This is a genomic window from Chryseobacterium taeanense (genome assembly GCF_900099685.1).
In the GTDB taxonomy this organism is placed as follows: Bacteria; Bacteroidota; Bacteroidia; order Flavobacteriales; family Weeksellaceae; genus Chryseobacterium; species Chryseobacterium taeanense.
In genome coordinates, this window is sequence record NZ_FNDW01000012.1 from 35,840 (window position 1) to 54,971 (window position 19,132).

17 protein-coding genes are annotated in these 19,132 nt (G+C 35.5%); 11 read left to right on the forward strand and 6 right to left on the reverse strand.

All coding sequences use genetic code 11. From position 1 onward, the window contains the following. Positions 1–4: 4 nt before the first annotated feature. Together BLR30_RS14860 and BLR30_RS14865 are read right to left on the reverse strand one after the other, a co-directional pair. The gene (locus BLR30_RS14860; RefSeq protein ID WP_089860654.1) at positions 5–1,318 is read right to left on the reverse strand and encodes a TolC family protein; all 1,314 of its coding nucleotides are present in this window, start codon (positions 1,316–1,318) and stop codon (positions 5–7) included. Then, the gene (locus BLR30_RS14865) at positions 1,302–1,928 is read right to left on the reverse strand and encodes a TetR/AcrR family transcriptional regulator (protein WP_089860656.1); all 627 of its coding nucleotides are present in this window, start codon (positions 1,926–1,928) and stop codon (positions 1,302–1,304) included. The genes BLR30_RS14860 and BLR30_RS14865 overlap by 17 nt, the downstream gene beginning before the upstream one ends. Before the next feature lie 154 nt (positions 1,929–2,082). On the opposite strand from BLR30_RS14865, the gene BLR30_RS14870 reads away from it, so the two are divergent. Further along, positions 2,083–2,307, forward strand: coding sequence for a hypothetical protein (locus BLR30_RS14870; RefSeq protein ID WP_089860658.1), 225 nt, complete (start codon positions 2,083–2,085; stop codon positions 2,305–2,307). 52 nt (positions 2,308–2,359) lie between these two features. On the opposite strand, the gene BLR30_RS14875 is transcribed toward BLR30_RS14870, so the two are convergent. Further along, positions 2,360–3,478 (reverse strand): DNA polymerase III subunit, encoded by a 1,119-nt coding sequence (locus BLR30_RS14875; protein WP_089860660.1) that lies wholly within the window; start codon positions 3,476–3,478, stop codon positions 2,360–2,362. 158 nt (positions 3,479–3,636) lie between these two features. On the opposite strand from BLR30_RS14875, the gene BLR30_RS14880 reads away from it, so the two are divergent. The 7 genes from BLR30_RS14880 (at position 3,637) to BLR30_RS14905 (ending at position 9,680) form a co-directional block, all read left to right on the forward strand. After that, the gene (locus BLR30_RS14880; RefSeq protein ID WP_139164641.1) at positions 3,637–4,677 is read left to right on the forward strand and encodes a hypothetical protein; all 1,041 of its coding nucleotides are present in this window, start codon (positions 3,637–3,639) and stop codon (positions 4,675–4,677) included. Beyond that, positions 4,631–5,698: a M23 family metallopeptidase gene (locus BLR30_RS14885; protein WP_089860664.1), complete on the forward strand. Its 1,068-nt coding sequence runs from the start codon at positions 4,631–4,633 to the stop codon at positions 5,696–5,698. The genes BLR30_RS14880 and BLR30_RS14885 overlap by 47 nt, the downstream gene beginning before the upstream one ends. After that, a complete protein-coding gene (locus BLR30_RS14890) occupies positions 5,688–6,470 on the forward strand; it encodes a hypothetical protein (RefSeq protein ID WP_089860666.1) in 783 nt (260 codons plus the stop codon). The genes BLR30_RS14885 and BLR30_RS14890 overlap by 11 nt, the downstream gene beginning before the upstream one ends. Positions 6,471–6,481: 11 nt before the next feature. Then, a complete protein-coding gene (locus tag BLR30_RS17805) occupies positions 6,482–6,622 on the forward strand; it encodes a hypothetical protein (RefSeq protein ID WP_175443674.1) in 141 nt (46 codons plus the stop codon). A gap of 127 nt (positions 6,623–6,749) precedes the next feature. Further along, entirely contained in the window at positions 6,750–8,036 is a 1,287-nt protein-coding gene (locus BLR30_RS14895) for a hypothetical protein (RefSeq protein WP_089860668.1), read from the forward strand. A 2-nt stretch (positions 8,037–8,038) separates the two neighbouring features. Then, positions 8,039–8,632 (forward strand): LPS export ABC transporter periplasmic protein LptC, encoded by a 594-nt coding sequence (gene lptC / locus BLR30_RS14900; protein ID WP_089860671.1) that lies wholly within the window; start codon positions 8,039–8,041, stop codon positions 8,630–8,632. Positions 8,633–8,636: 4 nt separating this feature from the next. Beyond that, positions 8,637–9,680, forward strand: a complete 1,044-nt coding sequence (locus tag BLR30_RS14905) for an anhydro-N-acetylmuramic acid kinase (protein ID WP_089860673.1) — start codon at positions 8,637–8,639, stop codon at positions 9,678–9,680. A 28-nt stretch (positions 9,681–9,708) separates the two neighbouring features. On the opposite strand, the gene BLR30_RS14910 is transcribed toward BLR30_RS14905, so the two are convergent. Continuing rightward, positions 9,709–10,098, reverse strand: coding sequence for an orotate phosphoribosyltransferase (locus BLR30_RS14910; RefSeq protein ID WP_089860676.1), 390 nt, complete (start codon positions 10,096–10,098; stop codon positions 9,709–9,711). A gap of 39 nt (positions 10,099–10,137) precedes the next feature. On the opposite strand from BLR30_RS14910, the gene BLR30_RS14915 reads away from it, so the two are divergent. Then, positions 10,138–10,749, forward strand: a complete 612-nt coding sequence (locus BLR30_RS14915) for an NUDIX hydrolase (RefSeq protein ID WP_089860678.1) — start codon at positions 10,138–10,140, stop codon at positions 10,747–10,749. On the opposite strand, the gene BLR30_RS14920 is transcribed toward BLR30_RS14915, so the two are convergent. Then, positions 10,742–12,013, reverse strand: coding sequence for a UDP-N-acetylmuramoyl-tripeptide--D-alanyl-D-alanine ligase (locus tag BLR30_RS14920; protein WP_089860856.1), 1,272 nt, complete (start codon positions 12,011–12,013; stop codon positions 10,742–10,744). The two genes, BLR30_RS14915 and BLR30_RS14920, sit on opposite strands and share 8 nt — an antisense overlap. Positions 12,014–12,080: 67 nt before the next feature. Beyond that, a complete protein-coding gene (gldJ, locus tag BLR30_RS14925) occupies positions 12,081–13,676 on the reverse strand; it encodes a gliding motility lipoprotein GldJ (RefSeq protein ID WP_089860680.1) in 1,596 nt (531 codons plus the stop codon). Between the two features lie 164 nt (positions 13,677–13,840). Between gldJ and porU the strand changes: the two genes are divergently transcribed. Further along, positions 13,841–17,740, forward strand: coding sequence for a type IX secretion system sortase PorU (porU, locus tag BLR30_RS14930; protein ID WP_089860682.1), 3,900 nt, complete (start codon positions 13,841–13,843; stop codon positions 17,738–17,740). Positions 17,741–17,800: 60 nt separating this feature from the next. Next, positions 17,801–18,964 (forward strand): type IX secretion system outer membrane channel protein PorV, encoded by a 1,164-nt coding sequence (gene porV, locus BLR30_RS14935; RefSeq protein WP_089860684.1) that lies wholly within the window; start codon positions 17,801–17,803, stop codon positions 18,962–18,964. The last annotated feature ends 168 nt before the right edge of the window (positions 18,965–19,132 follow it).

A 19,132-nucleotide genomic window follows, 5' to 3' on the forward strand; every position in this document is an offset into this window, starting at 1 on the left:
TAATTTATTTAGTTGTTAAAGTTCCTGTAGTTTGTAATAGTTTTCTGTAAGCCAGTGCCGCATCTGCTTTTGCATTGATGACTCCTACATTGGCTGAGATCTGTGCTGCATCAGCATCAAGAAGTTCTGTCATTGTGGCAAGGCCGTTATCGTATTTATTTTTTGTAATTCTGTAATTTTCGTTGGCCTGCTCTGCAGATTTTTCGAAAACAGCAATTCTTTTTCTGGAGTAATCGGTGTTCTGATATTCTCTGTTTACATCCAGCTTGATATTGTCATTTAATAATTCATTGGTTGCTTCCAACTGCATTTCTCTTGCTTTCGACTGTTTCAGAGAAGAGTTTTCTTTCCAGAGGTTTGATAAATTATAGGAAATTCCGACTCCGACATTTACTGCATTATAAAGAGTTAAAAACTTTGGAATATCCGCTGCTACATATCCACCGGTAAAGGCTATTGAAGGAAGGTTTTCTGCTTTTGCCGCTTTTGTTCCCAGCGCTGCAGCAAGTCTCTGCTTGTCTAAAGCCTGAAGATCTTTACGGTTTTCTTTTGCGGTATTGATGTAATAATCAACGGATTTTACATCATTACCTTCTTCAATATAGTTCTGATCGACATCGATTTCTGTGGTTTCGGGAAGGCCTAGCAGCAAATCCATATTGATGTTGGCAATATTGTAGTTGTTTTTGGCTTCCAATAATTGCAGTTCGATATTTGAGGTCTGAAGATTCGCTTTTAATCTGTCGTTTCTTGCGATGATACCGTTGTTTTCCATTTTAAGGAATGTTTCATCTCTTTTTTGGGAAGCAGTAAGGTTTTCTTCTAATACCTTAATGGACTGATTGGCTTTAAACAAATTATTGTAAGCCTGTGCAACGTTGTACGCAATGGCTACTTTATCGTTTTCAGTGCTTAGTTTTGATGCTTCCACCAAATATTTTGCCGATTCGATTCCATATTTTATTCTTCCTCCGCTGTAGATGGGAACGCTGAGGTTTGCAGATCCGTAGGCAACCTGATGAACTACAGGACCTCCATCTCCTGAAACTCCCGGAAGCTTGATATTGATATTCGGCTTGATAGGAAGATACATATAACTTCCGGAAACTTTAAGCTCGGGCAGCTGTTTGTTTTTTGCTTCCAGAAGATCAGCTGTAGCTTCCTCGATTTTGGCAGCATCAATCTTCAGATTTTTGCTATTGAGGATACCCAATTGCACCGCTTCGTCAAGAGTAAGGGTTCTTTTCTCCTGAGCATTTGCATTTGTAATTCCTACGAATAGTGCCAGTGCAATGACTGAGTTATTTATTTTCTTCATAACCTAAAAGGTCTTTTAATAAGTATTTTATATGTGTATTAAGCTCTGTGTAATAGATATGGTCAAAAACTTCTTCATCATCGGTATTGTTGAGGAATTCTTTGTACATCTCTTTGGCGTTGGATGCGTAAAATAAAGTTCCGCTCACCGTAGAATGCAGAAGATAAATGGGTGGATTTTTGGTAAAAATCCCTTTTTTCAAACCGCTTTCCAATATTTTTGAATACATGGAGATAAAACCTATTTTTGTTTGTTTCAGAAAATCTACAATGTGAGGATTCTGTGTGTGAAGCTGCTCTCTTTGCATGATTCTGTAGAAACATTTATGGTGCCTTACTCTGCCGGCAAACTGATCTACTATTTTCTCTATTTTTTGCCAGTCATTAATATCTGTTCTTTCCAGAATATCTTTTGAGAAAAACTGTCCTTCATTCATTCTGTATTCTACCAGCTTTTCATACAGTTTTTCTTTTGACCCGAAATAATAAGAGATCATCGAAATGTTTACATTGGCTGCTTTGGCGATTTCGCGTGTCGATGTTCCTTCGAAACCTTTTTCAGCAAAAAGCTTCTCCGCAGCAAAGAGTATATTTTCTTCTTTTGAAATCATTTTATTCTCGTTTTTTGCGGGGACAAATTTACAACAGATTTTTCACAAATCAAACGATTGATTGATTTTTAATTTAAAATTAATTTATTTTTAATATTGGTTAATTTTAATTCTTTGAATTTGTTATATTTGAAGCGTAAAAAATAAAATCAACATGAAAAAATTTATTTCAGTTTTAGCTTTATTAAGTGTGTTTACCTTGAATTTTGCACAGGAAAAAGAAGGCTACTGTTCCGGAAAAGACAAAAAAAACTGCTCTACAAGTGAAAAAAAGGCCTGTGCCGAAAAACACCACAAAGGATGCGAGAAAAATAAGTCGACTGCTCAAAATAATGTGAAAACAAAAGACAGTAAAGCAAAAAAGACAAAGAAAGCCTAAATTTAAAAATTAGGAAAGCTATAGAAACTCCGGCATTATTAACCGGAGTTTTTTATGTATTCTTATGAATATACCTGGATAATTTTATTCCCAGATCGGTCCAAACGATTTTAGGATTTCCATTTCGGGTTAAATGCAAATCGGCCGTATTGATTTCTTCCAGAATACTTTCGATATTAGCTCCGCTGATGAATTTTGAGAATCCAAGCCAATTGAAACCATTCACATCAATTTTTTTGTAAACCAGATTTTCCGACTGATAATTCTGCAGAAGAGCCAATCTGAAAATTTCAGAACAGTAATTTAAAAAATTCTTCTGCTTCTCACGGTTCCATCCTGCAATTTCTCTTGCCCAGAAAATAATACTTTTGAGAAATTCCGGTTTTTTCTTTACCATAAAGGCATCCCGAACCCACTGAACAAAAAGTTTTTCAAACTCGTCATTTTTACTACCGGACTGAAGAAGTTTTACAGCATCGTTAAGGTCTCCCTGCGACTGGTGAATCACCTCTCCTATTTTATCATCAGGAACGTCGAAATTGTTTTTAAGATAAACTTCCAGATCTTCATCATTAATTCTCGGAACTTCAACAATCTGGGTTCTCGAAAGAATGGTCGGCAAAATATCATTTGTACTTTCTGCAGTAAGGATAATGATTGTTTTCGCAGGAGGCTCCTCAAGAAACTTTAGAAATTTGTTGGCTGCGGCCACATTCATTTTATCTGCACGCCATACGATCAGGATCTTAGTTCCTCCTTCAAAACTTTTTAACGAAAATTTCTGATTTTGATCATCGATTTCATCTGCCGAAATAAAGAGCTGTTTGTTTTCAGATTCCAGAAAAGCCGTCCAGTCATCATAGCTTGAATAAGGAAAGTTGATAATCATTTCCCTGAATTCTTCAAACTTATTTTTGCTTAAAGAATTTCTGTTGTCGGTAAAAACCGGAAAACTGAAATGAAGATCAAGATGATTCAGGTGTTCTACCTTTGAAGCGGCATGTTCGTTTTCTCTGCTTAAAATTTCTTTTGCATAAGCCAAAACCATTGGCAACGTTCCATACCCTTCTTTTCCTACGAAAAGCTGTGCGTGGCTCACCCTGTTTTCGATGATACTTTCTTTCAGAAGTTTCTTCAGATTTTCCTGTCCGGCTATGTTCTCCCAATTCATGGCTCAAAGATAAAGAATTTTTGGAACGCATGATTTGTGAACCATGAATTTTACTTTACAAATAAATTGTGAATTATGTACCTTTTCTTGTTTTCAGATACAATATTTTTCACAATTATTTCTTAGAAAACAATTTTATATTCTATAATTTAATAAATTTGGAAAAACCAAATGATGTAAAAATGCCTAAAAAAGGAGTTTCAGCAATATCCGGAAATACATCTCCCGTTGTTGGAGAAAAGAACACTTATCACGTCTCGGACTGGTATCCCGACACCCCATCTTCAGAGAGAAATTTGAAATCCGTAACCTGGGAGCTTTTCAGGAAAAGAAGTGACGGAAAATTCACTACTAGCAACGTCAGGAAAAAAGGAGACAGCAGCTTCACTTTTGGAGAAGCGTCTTTAGGACATACCTACAGACTAGAAGGTTATCTTTATGCGCCGGAAGGCCACGGGATCATCATCACTCCAAAACCAAACAAAATTTCGCAAATAAGTAAGGTAGAGCTTTATTATATTGATGATACTAAAGGAAATTCTTTCAGCTTTATGGAAAGACTGAGAGCCAAAGCTTATTGCATAAATATGTTTAACAAAGAGGTCGTGTTTACGCTTTGGGAAGACGATGCCAAAGGAGCAGGACATAATGCAGGAAATACTTCCATAGAAATTCAAAAAGCGAAAATAGATAAAAATGGTGTTGCGGTTGCAGAATTTATGCTAACTAAAGCATTGATGCAAAAGGCGATGAAGGGTGAAGTTAATACCGAAAAGCTTGAGTTTTATGTAACCGTCGAATATTACAAGCATAATAAACACGCAACACAGAATGTAGAAGTTGAAAATCCGTATGCGCAATATTACAAACCTAAACCTTATCAGCCACCTGTAATATCCAAAGCCAAAGGCTCGCCCGCAGAACAGAAACCGGCAAGCCAAAAGGAAGAAAAGGGAATTATAGATACTGCTATCGATAAGATGAAAGAGCTTTGGGATTGGGGAGAAAGCAAGGGAACTTCTACAAAAGAAAAATCGCCGACAATATTAAAGCCTGAAGGGAGAAGTCCTGTGAGTGTGGGTGAATTGAAAAAGGAAGAGAGGAAAGAGGAAGAGAAATTAATAATATTTCCCTTGCTAGTTAAACCAGAAAATGACACAGGTAATAAATGGGGGGAAATCCAGAAATTGGACGGCTAAACAAGGCTCAAATATGACAACCTTTAACTCAAACAGAGATAAAGGAAAAAGAAAACATGCAGCACGAGATTTATATACAAAGCCTTATGAGACAATCGTTGCTATTGCAGATGGAGTTGTTTTAGAAGTGAAATCTTTTTATTGCAAAACTCATCAAATTACTGTAAGACACACATTAAAAGATGGAAGAGATTTTATAATTAGATATGGGGAATTGGATCCCAAAAGTATTAAGGTAAAAGAGAATGATAAAGTAACTCAAAAAATGGAATTAGGAAAAACAGGAAAACTGCTTAAATATATTCCAAGAACTAAAGAATATATTCCATTGATGAAAATAGAAGGAGAAACGATATTTATGATACATTTTGAACATTTCATGGGTTCTCTTGGCTTTGATATTAAAAAAAATCCACTCTCAAATGGAAATAAACCATACAATAGACGACCGGATCTAATAGATTCTTTAGCAATTTTGCAAGAAGGTTATAATAATTCTTTTGGAATTAAACCAATATCAAATGACAGCAGAGAAGAAGGATTTACAGAACATCATGCCAGAAAAGCTTTACTTTACATTTATAATAAATATGGTAGAGATATCGCAGTTATTGTAGAAAAAATGTATAGATTGGAAACTACTCATTTCACCTCAGAACAATATAGAAATTGTGGAACTGGAGGTATGGAAGTCCATGGCCCACCACCTTATTATGGATGGGATCCAACAACATTTAATAAACATTCAGAATATACTCCAATTGGAACTTGGAGTCACATGGAAGGAAAAGGGTTAAGCAGGCAAGGAGGAAATGCACAGGAAAAAAGCAAGCCAAAAATGTTTGTAAAATTACCATCTGTTTTGGCAGGGATGGAGTATAAAGCAGAATACATACAAAGATATAACGGAAATTATGCAAGATGGTATAATGCAAATGAAACCAGTGCACAAGAAAAATACAGAGAAAGTCTAAAGGGAATTAAGTCAAAAATAGTTGATGATTTTAAAGATGAAAAATAACGGATTATTTTTAATAGTATTAATTACTACAATGTTGTTTACATCTTGTAAAAAACATGAAAATACAAAATTAGTAAAAACACAAATTGATACTTTAACTGCGATCGGAGTTTTAAAAAATAATGATTTAAAAAAGGAAGATAATGATTGCTTTAACTTATTGAAAAAAATAATATCTACATCTTCTATTCAAAACCAATTCATTGATAATTTTAATTTATATATTGAAAAAAAAGATGATTCCAAACTTACAATTAAACTATTTGATAAATCAGATTCTCAAGAAAATACTATCGGATGGATTGTTTTTGATGCTTCAGGCAAAAAATTACTTGATGTAACAAATGATATAGATAATCCTATAAATTTAAAATTTAATATTTCTTTATGGAATAAACTAATAGATTGCTATTATCATTCTAATGGTAAATATAAAATCTACGATGAAAATTTAACTGATCCCATTTGTAGCGATATCTCTACTGGAGAAGGAACCGAACAAAATTGTATGTTTAAAAATACTTCTATTGAACTTGTGTATCAAAAGACAAAAAATAAAGAAGAATTAGAAAAGATAAACTATCTTTTACCTCAATTACCGAAAAAAAGTATGGTCAAAAACATAAATCAAGGTGGAATAATTTCTATAAGTTATAATATCTCTTATAAAAAGGCCGTGATTGAGTTTTTATTTGATGGAGGAGTAACCACGATAAGCATTGAACAGCAAGGCAAAAATGTTAAAAGAAATATAATTTATAGCGCGGATTGAAAAATGATGGTATGAAAGTGAACGGAAATAATATTAAAGATTTCATCATTACTCCTGATTATGAAATACAAATATATACCAGACATAACAAAAAGGAAAAAAGAGTGCTGAAAAAGAAATATTGGTTGCAAAATGACGGAAGTATAAAATAATACTACAACAAGACCTCCAATTTGTCACAATTACATCTATTCATCCCCCTTAACAAACTTTAACCTCATATAATTTTTACAATTCATTAATATTTAAGATATTTGCGCATTGTTTTAAAAATAAAGAATGAAAAAAATCTTTGTACTATCATTCATATCAGTCGGGTATTTCCTAAACGCGCAGAATCTTAGTAATTCACCTTATGCAACGTATGGAATCGGGGATGTAAAATATGATAATACGATCGAAACGACCTCTATGGGAGGTATATCAACAGCTTTTATAAGCGATTTTACAAGTAATTTTAATTTTGCAAACCCTGCAAATAACGCGAATTTCGAGCTTACAAGTATCAAGCTGGAGGCTACAAACGAAAACAATTACTTTAAAACAGATTATAATAACACGAAGTCTACAAAGCATTCTACGTATTTATCTAATATTTCTTTGGCTTTTCCATTGTCACCAAAACTGAAAATGGGTCTTTCTTATCAGCCTTACAGTTCCAAAAGCTATGAGATTGTTCATACGGATTACAACGAGGAAACCGGAGTAACCATAGGAAACAGATTCAAAGGAAGCGGAACGTTAAATACTGCGCAGATTGCATTAGGCTATAAAATTAATGATAAATTCGCTGTAGGAGCAAGAGCCAACTATTATTTTGGAAATCTCTATGATCTGAATGAGCTTGCTGCTTCAAATGCAGAACTTATTAACGGTTATGAAACCAAAAATAGTATCAGAAACTTCAATTTTACTTTAGGAGCAAGCTATCAGAATCTGAATACAAGCACCGATAGAAAACTGACAATTGGTGCCACCACAACATTCGGTAATACCAGTAATATGGTAACCGAATATCTCAACAGTACTTATTATTACTCAGATGTTGGAAGAACTGTAAAAGCAAATGAAAGCATCATTGAACAAAAAAGTACAAACTCTAAAAACCTCTTACCCGTGAAAGCATCAGTCGGTGTAGGTTATGGTGAAGACAATAAGTGGTTCTTATCTTTGCAGGGAGATTACAAAAAAGGGGAAAGCATTGCCTATTTCGGACAATCTCTGGATCTGCAGGATTCCTACAGATTTTCTGCAGGAGGATGGTATTTACCAAATTACAATAACTTCAGAAGCTATTTCTCAAGAATTGTGTACCGCTATGGAGCATTTTATGAAAAAGGAAGCTTACAGATTGCCGGTCAGAATATTAATAAATTCGGGGTTACAGCAGGTGTTCTTCTTCCATTCAAAAACAGTAGTATAACCAGAATGAGTGGTTTGGAGATTGGTCTTGAAGTCGGAAAAAGAGGAACTCTTAAAAATAATCTCATCAATCAGAATTATGTAAACCTTAAACTAGGTTTCAATTTTGCTGATAAATGGTTTAGAAAGACTTTGTACAACTAAAAATGAAGCTTTTCAGAAACATATCATACAAAAACAATATAGCATATCTTTTCAGTTGTGCTATATTTTTTATGATAATATCCTGTGAGGAAGACCTTACGAAAAATAAAGACAAAAACAATAAGAATTTCCCCTCCCAAATCATCAACAACGCCAATATTATCCAAAGAGATTCCGGTTTTGTAACGATGCGAGCAAAGGCTCCGATTATTGAAAAGTACGAACTCATCGACAGTCCCTACACCGTGGCCAGAAAAGGTATTGACATTCTTTTTTTTGATAAAAAGAAACCAAAAGTTCCTGGAAAGATCAAAGCAAAATACGCCAAATTTTATGATTACAAACAATTCTATGAAGCCAGAGGTGATGTAAGAATTACCACCAATGAGAATGAAAGATTTGCCATGCAGACCGTATTTTGGGATCAGAGAAAAAAGAGAATTTACACCCGTGACACGGTATATGTCACCATGAAAGATGGTTCTACACTGATCGGAGCACACGGTATGACTGCAAAAGATGACTTCTCCGAATATGTTTTTTATCAGAATTCCGGGGATTTCACTACCGACCAACTGTCTGAAAACAAACGATAATTTTATGATTTTTCATGCAATAGGATTAATGTCCGGAACAAGTTTGGACGGGCTGGATATTTGTTTTGCTAAATTTGAAAAGCAGAATTCATGGAAATTTGAAATTATAAAAGCTGAAACACTTCCCTACCCTACAGATTGGGAAGAAAAATTAAGAAGTTCAATACATCTTTCATCGGAAGAATTGTTGCAACTCAACTCAGAATACGGATTTTATTTAGGAAAAGAAGTTAAAAACTTTATTGAAAAGCATCGACTTGAAAATGTAGATTTAATTGCATCCCACGGTCATACTGTTTTTCATCAGCCTCAAAAAAAGTTTACCTTCCAGATTGGCGATGGAAGAGCGATCAAATTAGAGACAGATTTACCTGTTATTTATGATTTCAGAAGTCAGGATGTACTGATGGGCGGTAATGGTGCTCCACTCGTCCCCATTGGTGACGAACTTCTATTTTCAGAATACGGTGCCTGCCTGAATTTGGGTGGATTCTCTAATATTTCATTAAAAACAAAAAACCACAGAATTGCTTTTGATATTGCACCGGTAAATATTATCCTGAACCATATCGCTAAGGAATTCAATAAAAATTTTGACGAAAACGGAGACCTGGCCCGAAAAGGCAGAATTGATGAAGCTCTTCTTTTAAGGTTAAATTCATTAGGCTATTATAAAAAAGTATATCCCAAATCATTAGGTATCGAATGGTGTAATGAAAATATTTTCCCGCTACTTAAAGATTATAAAGCAATCGATCTGCTGGCGACTTTTACAGAGCATATTTCTCATCAGATATCGGAAGTTTTTAATCAAAATCAATTAAACAATGTACTTTTTACAGGCGGTGGCACGTACAATCAGTATTTAATTGAAAAAATCAGGGTAAAAACAAATACGGAAATTATCATTCCCAGCAAGGAAATCATTGACTATAAAGAGGCTTTAGTTTTCGCTTTTATGGGAATTCTTAGGATAAATAATGAGATCAATGTACTTTCATCTGCTACAGGAAGCTGCCAAGATCACAGTTCCGGAATTATAGCATAAAAAAACCTCCATTTTACGGAGGTTTGATTTATTTATAAGCTTCGATCTTATCGGTAAGCGTATTAATAAAATTCTGAAGAGGTTTTTCTACCATCATTTTAATAAAAGGATTAAATTTACCTTCAAACAACATCTGAACCTCTGTCTGATTTTCGTTAAGAGGCTGCAACGCTGCAGTCAGTGAAAAATCCAGACTGGAACTAGCCGATTTCAAAACCGCTTTCTGATCATTCACTTCATCTATTTTTAAAGCAATCTCAGGCATTCCCTGCAACCCGAATTTAAATCCGTCTTCTCTCGTTTCAAACTTCTGAAGACCGTCCGGCATAAAATCTTTGTAATTTTCCGGTGATTTCAGTATTTCTACCAGGTCTTTAGATGATTTATTGACAATAATCTTTCGTCCTTCTAAATTCATTTTTTATTTTTGTATTAAATTCTTAATTCTTACAAATATATGTATAAAGTTTTTGTGAACGAAAAAAAATTATTGTTGTCTAAGCAATCTGAAAACTTAGAAAAAACGCTTGGATACGAAAACGTCACAAGCTTGGAGATCGCTCTTGATCTTCTTGAAAATACATCAGTAAAGGAATTAAATATTTTCGGTGAAAATATTGATGAAATCTGGTCACAATTCCAGGGTCTTTTCAGAATCATTGAGGCTGCCGGCGGCATTGTGAATAATCCTCAGGGAGATATTCTCTTCATCAAAAGACTGGGAAAATGGGATCTCCCGAAAGGAAAAATGGAAAAAGGAGAATCCCGTGAAGAATCTGCTGTAAGGGAAATTGAAGAGGAAACAGGTCTTGCCAACGTGGAACTGGTAAGATTCATCAACACGACATATCACATTTATGTCGAAAGAAACGGTGACAAAATTCTCAAATGTACGCATTGGTTTGAAATGAATTTTAACGGTGAAGACACTTCAAAACCTCAAATTGAGGAAGGGATCACTGAAGTTGCCTGGAAAAATACCGCTCAGATAGAAGAAGAAGTTTTCCCAAGCACATTCAAAAATATCAAACTGATTATCCGAGAATTTTGGAATACAAAACTTAAATAAAATCTATCGCTTTTTCCAAAGCAATACCTCTTGATCCTTTTAAAAGTATATTTTTTGAGGTTATTTTATTTTGTTTTAGATATTCTGACAGCTCTTGCGTGTTTTCAAAGCTTAATGCTGTATCATTTACAGCTTTAAAATTTTTGCCAACAGTGATGATATAATCAAAACCTAAGTTTAAAGCCAGGTTCAGAATACCTCTGTGTTCGTTTTCACTTTCATCACCTAATTCCAGCATATCACCAATAATAATGGTTTTTGATCCCTCAAAAGTAATAAAGTTGTGTAAAGATGCTACCATCGAACTCGGATTAGCATTGTATGTATCTAAAACCAGTGTTTTATCTCCCTTTTCAGCTATCTGAGAACGCATATTTGTTGGCGTATAGTTTTCAATAGCGTGACTGATTTTACCGAAGTCAATACCGAAATGAAGCCCCAGACTTGCGGCAGCACACAAATTGGTAAAATTATATTCTCCGGTAAGCTTTGAAAGAGCTTTTTGATCTTTATAAGATAGTCCCACAAAATTGTCTTCTGAAAACAATTCAAACTGATAATCTGATTCCGACTTACCAAAAGTTATTTTATTTGAATATTCTTCTGTTTTTTCAACCTGTACAGCATCATTTTCGTTAATAAGAATTGTCTGGTTGTTATTTTTAAGATAATCATAAAGTTCAGATTTTCCTTTAATTACGCCCTCAAAACCTCCAAATCCTTCAAGATGCGCTTTTCCAAAATTGGTAATGTATCCGAAATTCGGCCGTGCAATTGAGCATAGAAATTCAATTTCTTTCTGATGATTAGCTCCCATTTCGATTACAGCCATTTCATGATGCGGCTTTATAGAAAGAATCGTTAAAGGAACACCTATATGATTGTTTAAATTCCCTCTCGTGTACTGAACATCAAAATTTTCAGACAGAACAGCATGTATAATTTCTTTAGTGGTAGTTTTTCCGTTACTGCCAGTTAATCCAATAATAGGAATCTGAAGCTTTTCTCTGTGAAAAATGGCAAGCTGCTGCAAAAAATCTAACGTAGAAGGAACATAAAAAATATTCTTCGCCGTATCTTCATAATCTTTATCCTCTACAATAACAGCTAAAGCCCCTTTATTAATCGCCTCTTCAGCCAATGTAGCCGCATTGAAATTTTCGCCTGAAAAAGCAAAGAAAATATCATCTTTTTCAATTTTTCTACTGTCGATAATAACATTTCCGGACTGTAAAAACAAAGGATAAAACTGTTCTGTATTCATGGCATCAAAAATAAAAAACCTTCCAGAATTCAGGAAGGTTTTTTTGAAATTATTTTGATAAATATTATTATCTTCTTGTTCTACCTTTATCACTCGCTCTGGCATCTTGAGCTACACGGAATCCAATCCATCCGTAGGCTTTGTTCTGATTTTTATATCTTCTTTGTCCCGGATCCAGCCAGTAAGCTGTATCCTGCCAAGAACCTCCTTTTACAACTCTGATATCATTGGAAATATCAGAAGTTCTTTCTTTCTTATCTTTTTGTAGAACTACTTTTCCTTCAGCATCTACAATAAATCTTGTTTTAGGAGAATTATACATGTCATAAGAAGATGTTGAATCAGATGCACTTCTGTAATCTAAAGACGACATTCTGTCACCATCTCTGAAGTTTCTGTAATCAGCAATCGTTTCTCTTTCAAATTTACCCGGAAGTGTTTTGTAAACTAATCTTCCATCTGCAAGTGTATCGTACTTAATGCTGTTTTCATCTACCATTTTGTAAGTTCCGTCGCCGTTTCTTACAATAACCTGAGGCATATTTCCTCTATAGTAGTTGAAGTCGCTATAATCTTCATCAATAATAGGTCTGTAGACATCAGCAGTCCATTCTGATACGTTTCCGTACATCCCATAGATACCAAGATCATTTGAAGGGAATTGTCTTACGTCAGAAGTTTGTGCTGCTCCGTCGTTTTTCCAGCCTGCAATACCTGAATAATCACCAGAACCCATTTTGAAGTTGGCAAGGAACATTCCTCTATCTTTTCCTTTGCTACCTCTTAATTTTTCAATTTGAGGTTCTTTACCTTTATATTGGTTGTATTCTCTGTTTTTTGCCATTCCTAAAGCTGCATATTCCCATTCTACTTCAGTAGGAAGTCTGAATTTGGTAACCATAGCAGCGTTCGGAGCTCTGTTTGCAGCTAATAATCTTTGGTTGGTAGTTTTCAACCCTGTTTTTTGCTGCATTCTTTTTTCGTTAATATATCCCTGCATTTCAGGATCATTCGATTTGAATTTATCCATGTTGAATGCAGTTCCGCCTTGATTATTAGACTCGTTGATATACAAATCTTTAGCAATAATTCCGGCTTGCATCAAAGCTTTTTCGTTTGCTCTGTCTGACAACCATTCGCAATACCTGTTTGCCTGAGTCCAAGAAACACCCACTACCGGGTAGTAATCGAACTCCGGAGAACGGAAATACGTCTCGTTGTAATCATTTCTAGATAATTTGTTGTCCCACAATAAGGTATCCGGCAAAGCGCCATTGTAGATTTCCTTGAAGCTAGGATCGCTTGGTGGGAATACATACTTCAACCATGTAAGGTATTCGCGGTATTCGTAGTTAGTAATTTCTGTTTCCCCGATAAAGAATGAACTTACCTGCATCCTGCGAGGCGAGTTATTCCAGTCGTGCATAACATCATCTTTCACTAATCCCATTGTAAAAGTTCCACCTTCTACATATACCATTCCCGGCCAACCTTTCTGCTTTTGTTGCTTTCCTGCAAAAAACCAACCTTGTTTTTCGTTTGGTTTCCAACCTGTTTTGCTGACAAACTTTTTAGTACCGCCGCCATTATTAGATCCTCCGCAACTGGTTAATGCAAGTGTAGAACTTAATGCTATTAATGAAAACAACTTTAGTTTTTTCATAGTCGATATAAATATTTTCAAAGTACAAAGAAAAAATAAATTATTCAATAAATCAAGTAAAGAGTTGATTTTTTTGAAAAACGTTAACAAATTAATTTTATTGTATCACAATTTAATTATAAAATTTTCATTTATTTTGTAATTCAGAAATTTCAAAAATAAACATGAAACAAAAAATCTCGCTTTTATTTTTATTAAGCTTTGTATCAATGCTCTGGGCTCAAAGAATCTCCATTAAATGGGATGGCTCTAAAATCCGGGATTATGGTGATACAAAACTCAATCTCCCTAATTTTAAAAATCAAGGATTTTCATTCAGCCAAAATAACATTTTTATAACTACTAAACAACAGGTTGGCGAAAAGCAGTTAAAAGTTTCTAATCCTGTCTGGGAAAATATTTCGCCGAAAGATTTATTTGAGATCAGTAAAGATCTGCTCCCCGATTATGAAATTAAAGATATCACATACTACAATCTGGAAGATGGCCGCTACGCAAGCATCAACGTGGCTTTATTTAAAAAGATAAAGGGACAGGTACAAAGATTATCTTCATTTGAAATTTCAGAAACAAGTACTCCCAACAATTTAGCAGGGACCTTCAAGGTAGGAACCAACACCAATCCTTTATCTACGGGAAATTTTTATAAAATTAAAGTTGATAAATCCGGGATTTTCAAGATTACAAAACAGTTTTTACAGGACAATGGCATTAATCCTTCTTCTGTAAATCCTAAAAATTTCAGAATCTATGGAAACGGTGGAATTATGCTTCCTGAGCATAACCAGGATGCCAGATATAGCGCACTTCAGGAAAATGCTATTCAGGTGGTAGGTGAAGATGACGGCGTGTGGAATGACGGTGATTATGCTTTATTTTACGCTCAGGGGCCTGATGGATACAATCTTTACAACTCATCGAACGGAAACGGTTTTAAGAGAATCGATACAAGAAATGACAGAAGCGAAAATGTCAAAAACATTTACGAAGATTATTCGTATTACTATATAAATTTTGATAAAGGTCCCGGGAAGAGAGTTCAGGCGGTAGATGTAAACCTGCCTTCTACTCCTCCAATCACAAGATTTGATAATTACCAGGTAATTAATAACGATCAGAAAAACCTGATGAAAGTGGGAAGAGGCTGGGTAGAAGAAACTCCGTTTACAACCGACAAAACAGTAACTTTCAATACTGCTTCACCTATACAGGCAGGTGACGTAATCCGATACAGAGCACAGGTCGTTGCATACAAATCGCAACAGAACAGCATCAGTTTTGATATTAATACACAAAATCCTTCTACAGCTGTTATTCCTGCTGCCAATTCCGGCGGGACGAATGAGTTTTATCCTGTAAGATATACCGGCACGATTTCAGGATTAAGCGGAAATGAGATTACATTCAATATTAAACCTAATATCACGGTTAATCCCAACGGAAATTTTTATGTAGACTATCTTGAGGTACAATATAAAGACAACCTTAATTTCAACGGAACTCAGATGAATTTTAGAGATTTTTCATTGGAAAGCGGCACGAATACTACTTATGGATTCAGTCTATCCAACGCTTCTTCTGCCGAACAGATCTGGGATATCACCGATATTACAAATGCCAACAGAAGGGTAAATAAAGCAGCAGGAAATACAATTTTCAGCTTTGCTTATACAACGGCAGACCAGAATTTCAATAATGAGTTTGTTGCTTTCAGAGCTGATGCCGCCTATTCTCCGCAGTTTGTAGGGCATATTAACAATCAGAATCTCTCCGCATTACAAAATGTAGATTATCTGATTATTACTGTTCCTGAAATGATGGGGCAAGCACAGAGGCTGGCCAACTATCATCAGACAAAAAATAATTATAACGTACAGATCGTAGATACTGACAAGATCTATAACGAATTCGGAAGCGGAAGCAGAGATCTTACAGCAATCAGGGATTTTGTAACGAAGCTCAATACTCCTTTAGGGACATTAAAATATGTGTTCATATTAGGAGATACTTCATATGATTTTAAAAACAGGATTTCCAATAATTCCAATGTTGTGACGAGCTATCAAAGTGAAGAATCTTCAGATGTTGTAAGATCTTTCGTGACAGATGATTATATTGTGATGACTAAACCGCAGACAAGCGAATTTATTTCAAATAATTTACCTGATCTTCCTGTAGGAAGGCTTCCTGCAGCCAATGTAACGGAAGCAGCTAACATGATAGATAAGACTTTAGCCTATTACAATAATCTATCCGGGCAGTCTACCCCTTTTGGAGAATGGAAAATGAAACTTGATTTCGTAGTGGATGATGATAATGATGGCGGAACTCCTTTCCACACGGTTATGAATAATTCTCTGGTTACGGTTTTTGAGCAGCCTACGACAACAGATCTTAAAGAATATAACGTAAGGAAACTATATCTGGACGCTTTCCAGGCTCAAAGTACTGCCGGCGGACAAAGATATCCTCAGGTAAATCAAGCAATTTCAAATGACATCGGAAACAGCTTGTATATTTTTTATTTCGGACACGGAGGAATCAACGGATGGGCTCAGGAAAGAGTTTTAACCTTATCTGAAGTTCAGAATGCGAATAATTTCTCTAATGTGTACAGCAGATTTCCTTTTGTATCTACCATTACCTGCGAGTTCACCCTTTGGGACGAACCGGAAACGGCATCTGCAGGGGAACAGTTCATTAAATTAAAACAGGGCGGTCCTGCAACAATGATTACTTCAAGCAGAGCTATTGACGTAGGATACGGTGTTGATTTCACCAATATATTTACGCAGAGTATTTTTAAGCTTACCAATGATGATTTTGAAAGTCTCGGATATGCGCATTTAAATGCTAAAAAACAGAAAGGTTCGGCTACAGACCATTTAAAGGTTAATTTCCTGGGAGATCCTGCGATGAAACTGAGCAGACCAAAACGACTACTTGTTATTGATGATATAGAAACTCCCGTACCCGGACTGATAAGAGGATTGGATTTTGTAAAAGTAAAAGGACACATTAATAATCCAAACGGAACAGTCAATACCACTTTCAACGGAAGGGTTGTCATCAATATTTTTGATAAAAAATTAAATAAAACAACATTGAATAATGATGGCGGACTAACTCCCGTTCTGCAATACACTGAAGAAGGAAGTGCCATTGTAAAAGCATCCGGAACTGCTGTAAATGGTGTATTCACGGTAGAATTCTATGTTCCTAAAGACATTAACTATACTGTAGGACAGGGAAGAATATTAGGATATGCAGACAACAAAGCAAGTGACGTATTCAATAATCAGGCAGTACAGGTAGGTGATATCAACCCGAATGGTATCAATGACAATGAACCGCCAAAAGTCAAACTGTATATGAACAATACTAACTTTGCAGAAGGAGGTATTACAGATCAGAATCCTATGTTGCTGGCGTGCATTACCGACGATACAGGAATTAATTCCACAGGGTCTGGTATCGGTCATGATATTACAGTATATTTGGACGGACAAATTATCAATACTGTTGTACTCAATGATTTTTATGCATCAGGAGAAGGAAACGGCTGTCTAAACCCAAGTCTGGCAGACTATCAAAAGGGAAATGTAACTTATCCTTTCAGAAACCTGTCGGTGGGACAACATCAATTGACATTTAAAGTTTGGGATATCAACAATAATTCTACAACTGCAACGTTAAATTTTGAAGTTAAGGATGAAGCCGATCAGCACCTGGTTATCAACAGACCGCTAAACTGGCCGAATCCGTTTACCAACAAAACGTATATTCAGTTTGAGCATAATTGTGATGATATTTTGGATGTGAATGTTCAGATTTATACCATAACCGGAAAATTGGTAAGAACTTTATCTCAGCCGGTGGTTGCAGAACCCTTCCTACAGGGCTTTAGAACGCCACGTCAGGCAATAGAATGGGACGGAAGAGACGATTTTGGTGCCACAGTTGCAAAAGGTACGTATATTTTTAAGATATTTGCAAAAAGTCAGAATCAAGAAAAATGCAAAGGAAGTGCTATAGCTGTAGAAAAAATGGTACTTTTGAAATAATTTTAAAACAATAACAATAATAATATCAATAAAAAACTGATAATATATAAAAGACAACATATGAATTTAACTACTAAACTGCTTTTAGGAATTGGGTTAAGTGCTGGCTTTTTAGGCTATTCTCAAGATTTAAGCCTTGTAAGACCTGTATTAACCGGAGCTCCTTTCTTAAGAATCGCGCCAGATGCCAGAGCTGGAGGTATGGGGGATCAGGGTGTCGTAACTTCCCCGGATGCTTTTTCTCAATTCTGGAATGCCGCGAAATATCCTTTCAGCAGAACAAGCTCTTCTGTAGGATTGAATTACACTCCATACATGGGAAAACTTACCAATGATGTATTCTTATTATATGGAGCGTTCCATAAATTTTTAGGGCAGGAAGAAAGATCTACCATCTCTGCAAGTATTTATTACTTTAATATGGGAGAAGTTGATCTTACTCAGTTAGTAGGAAACGAGGTTACTTCATTAGGCACTTCAAAGCCGAACGAATTCTCCATCGACGTTGCTTACGCCCTTAAGCTTTCAGATTCTTACTCTATGGCCGTTACCGGTAGATTTATTCGTTCAGATTTAGCCGGAGGTTTCAATACAGATACTACATTGAAGCCGGCAAACTCTTTTGCAGTAGACGTTTCCGGATACTATACTTCTCCAAGATTCTCAGGTTTCGGAGGAATGGATGGAAAACTGAATGCAGGTTTTGCCGTACAGAACCTTGGTCCTAAATTAGACTATACCGGAAATGAGGAATCTAGGTCTTATCTTCCGACCATGGCAAGATTAGGTGTTGGTTATGACATGTATCTTGACGACATGAACAGAGTGGGTATAAGCGTTGAAGGTTCTAAAATCTTAGTTCCGGGATCAGAATATATAGGAACAGATCCGAACACAAGACAGCCAATCTACGAAGTTCCAAACGTTGGACCAATCGCAGGTATCGGAAAATCATTTAAAAATCCTAATTCTATTATGTACAGTGGTGCTTTAGAATATTCTTACGACAATGCATTTTCTGTAAGAACAGGTTATTTCCATGAAAGTGAGGAACAGGGAGCAAGACAGTTTGCCACTGCAGGTATCGGATTAAAGTACCGTTCTTTCGGTCTTGACATTTCCTATCTGATTAATATGTCTAAAATCAATACTGCGTTAGATAACACGCTTCGTTTCGGTCTTACCTGGAACATTGGTGAAGAAACATCAAATGTAGATTACTAAGAAATATTACATACTACTCAAAAAAGTCTCATATTTTATGAGACTTTTTCTTTTGCCATAAAAATATTTCATTTTTCAGGAGCTGTTTCCTGCTCTCCGCACTCGCTATTTTAGGATTTCGGCGGCGGCTTTGCCGCCGCCGAAATCCTAAAATGAGCTCAAACAAAT

Coding starts and splice junctions, on each gene's coding strand:
- BLR30_RS14860 (WP_089860654.1), bottom strand. CDS start 1,318: ATGAAGAAAATAAATAACTCAGTCATTGCACTGGCACTATTCGTAGGA.
- BLR30_RS14865 (WP_089860656.1), bottom strand. CDS start 1,928: ATGATTTCAAAAGAAGAAAATATACTCTTTGCTGCGGAGAAGCTTTTT.
- BLR30_RS14870 (WP_089860658.1), top strand. CDS start 2,083: ATGAAAAAATTTATTTCAGTTTTAGCTTTATTAAGTGTGTTTACCTTG.
- BLR30_RS14875 (WP_089860660.1), bottom strand. CDS start 3,478: ATGAATTGGGAGAACATAGCCGGACAGGAAAATCTGAAGAAACTTCTG.
- BLR30_RS14885 (WP_089860664.1), top strand. CDS start 4,631: ATGACACAGGTAATAAATGGGGGGAAATCCAGAAATTGGACGGCTAAA.
- BLR30_RS14890 (WP_089860666.1), top strand. CDS start 5,688: ATGAAAAATAACGGATTATTTTTAATAGTATTAATTACTACAATGTTG.
- BLR30_RS17805 (WP_175443674.1), top strand. CDS start 6,482: ATGAAAGTGAACGGAAATAATATTAAAGATTTCATCATTACTCCTGAT.
- BLR30_RS14895 (WP_089860668.1), top strand. CDS start 6,750: ATGAAAAAAATCTTTGTACTATCATTCATATCAGTCGGGTATTTCCTA.
- lptC (WP_089860671.1), top strand. CDS start 8,039: ATGAAGCTTTTCAGAAACATATCATACAAAAACAATATAGCATATCTT.
- BLR30_RS14905 (WP_089860673.1), top strand. CDS start 8,637: ATGATTTTTCATGCAATAGGATTAATGTCCGGAACAAGTTTGGACGGG.
- BLR30_RS14910 (WP_089860676.1), bottom strand. CDS start 10,098: ATGAATTTAGAAGGACGAAAGATTATTGTCAATAAATCATCTAAAGAC.
- BLR30_RS14915 (WP_089860678.1), top strand. CDS start 10,138: ATGTATAAAGTTTTTGTGAACGAAAAAAAATTATTGTTGTCTAAGCAA.
- BLR30_RS14920 (WP_089860856.1), bottom strand. CDS start 12,013: ATGAATACAGAACAGTTTTATCCTTTGTTTTTACAGTCCGGAAATGTT.
- gldJ (WP_089860680.1), bottom strand. CDS start 13,676: ATGAAAAAACTAAAGTTGTTTTCATTAATAGCATTAAGTTCTACACTT.
- porU (WP_089860682.1), top strand. CDS start 13,841: ATGAAACAAAAAATCTCGCTTTTATTTTTATTAAGCTTTGTATCAATG.
- porV (WP_089860684.1), top strand. CDS start 17,801: ATGAATTTAACTACTAAACTGCTTTTAGGAATTGGGTTAAGTGCTGGC.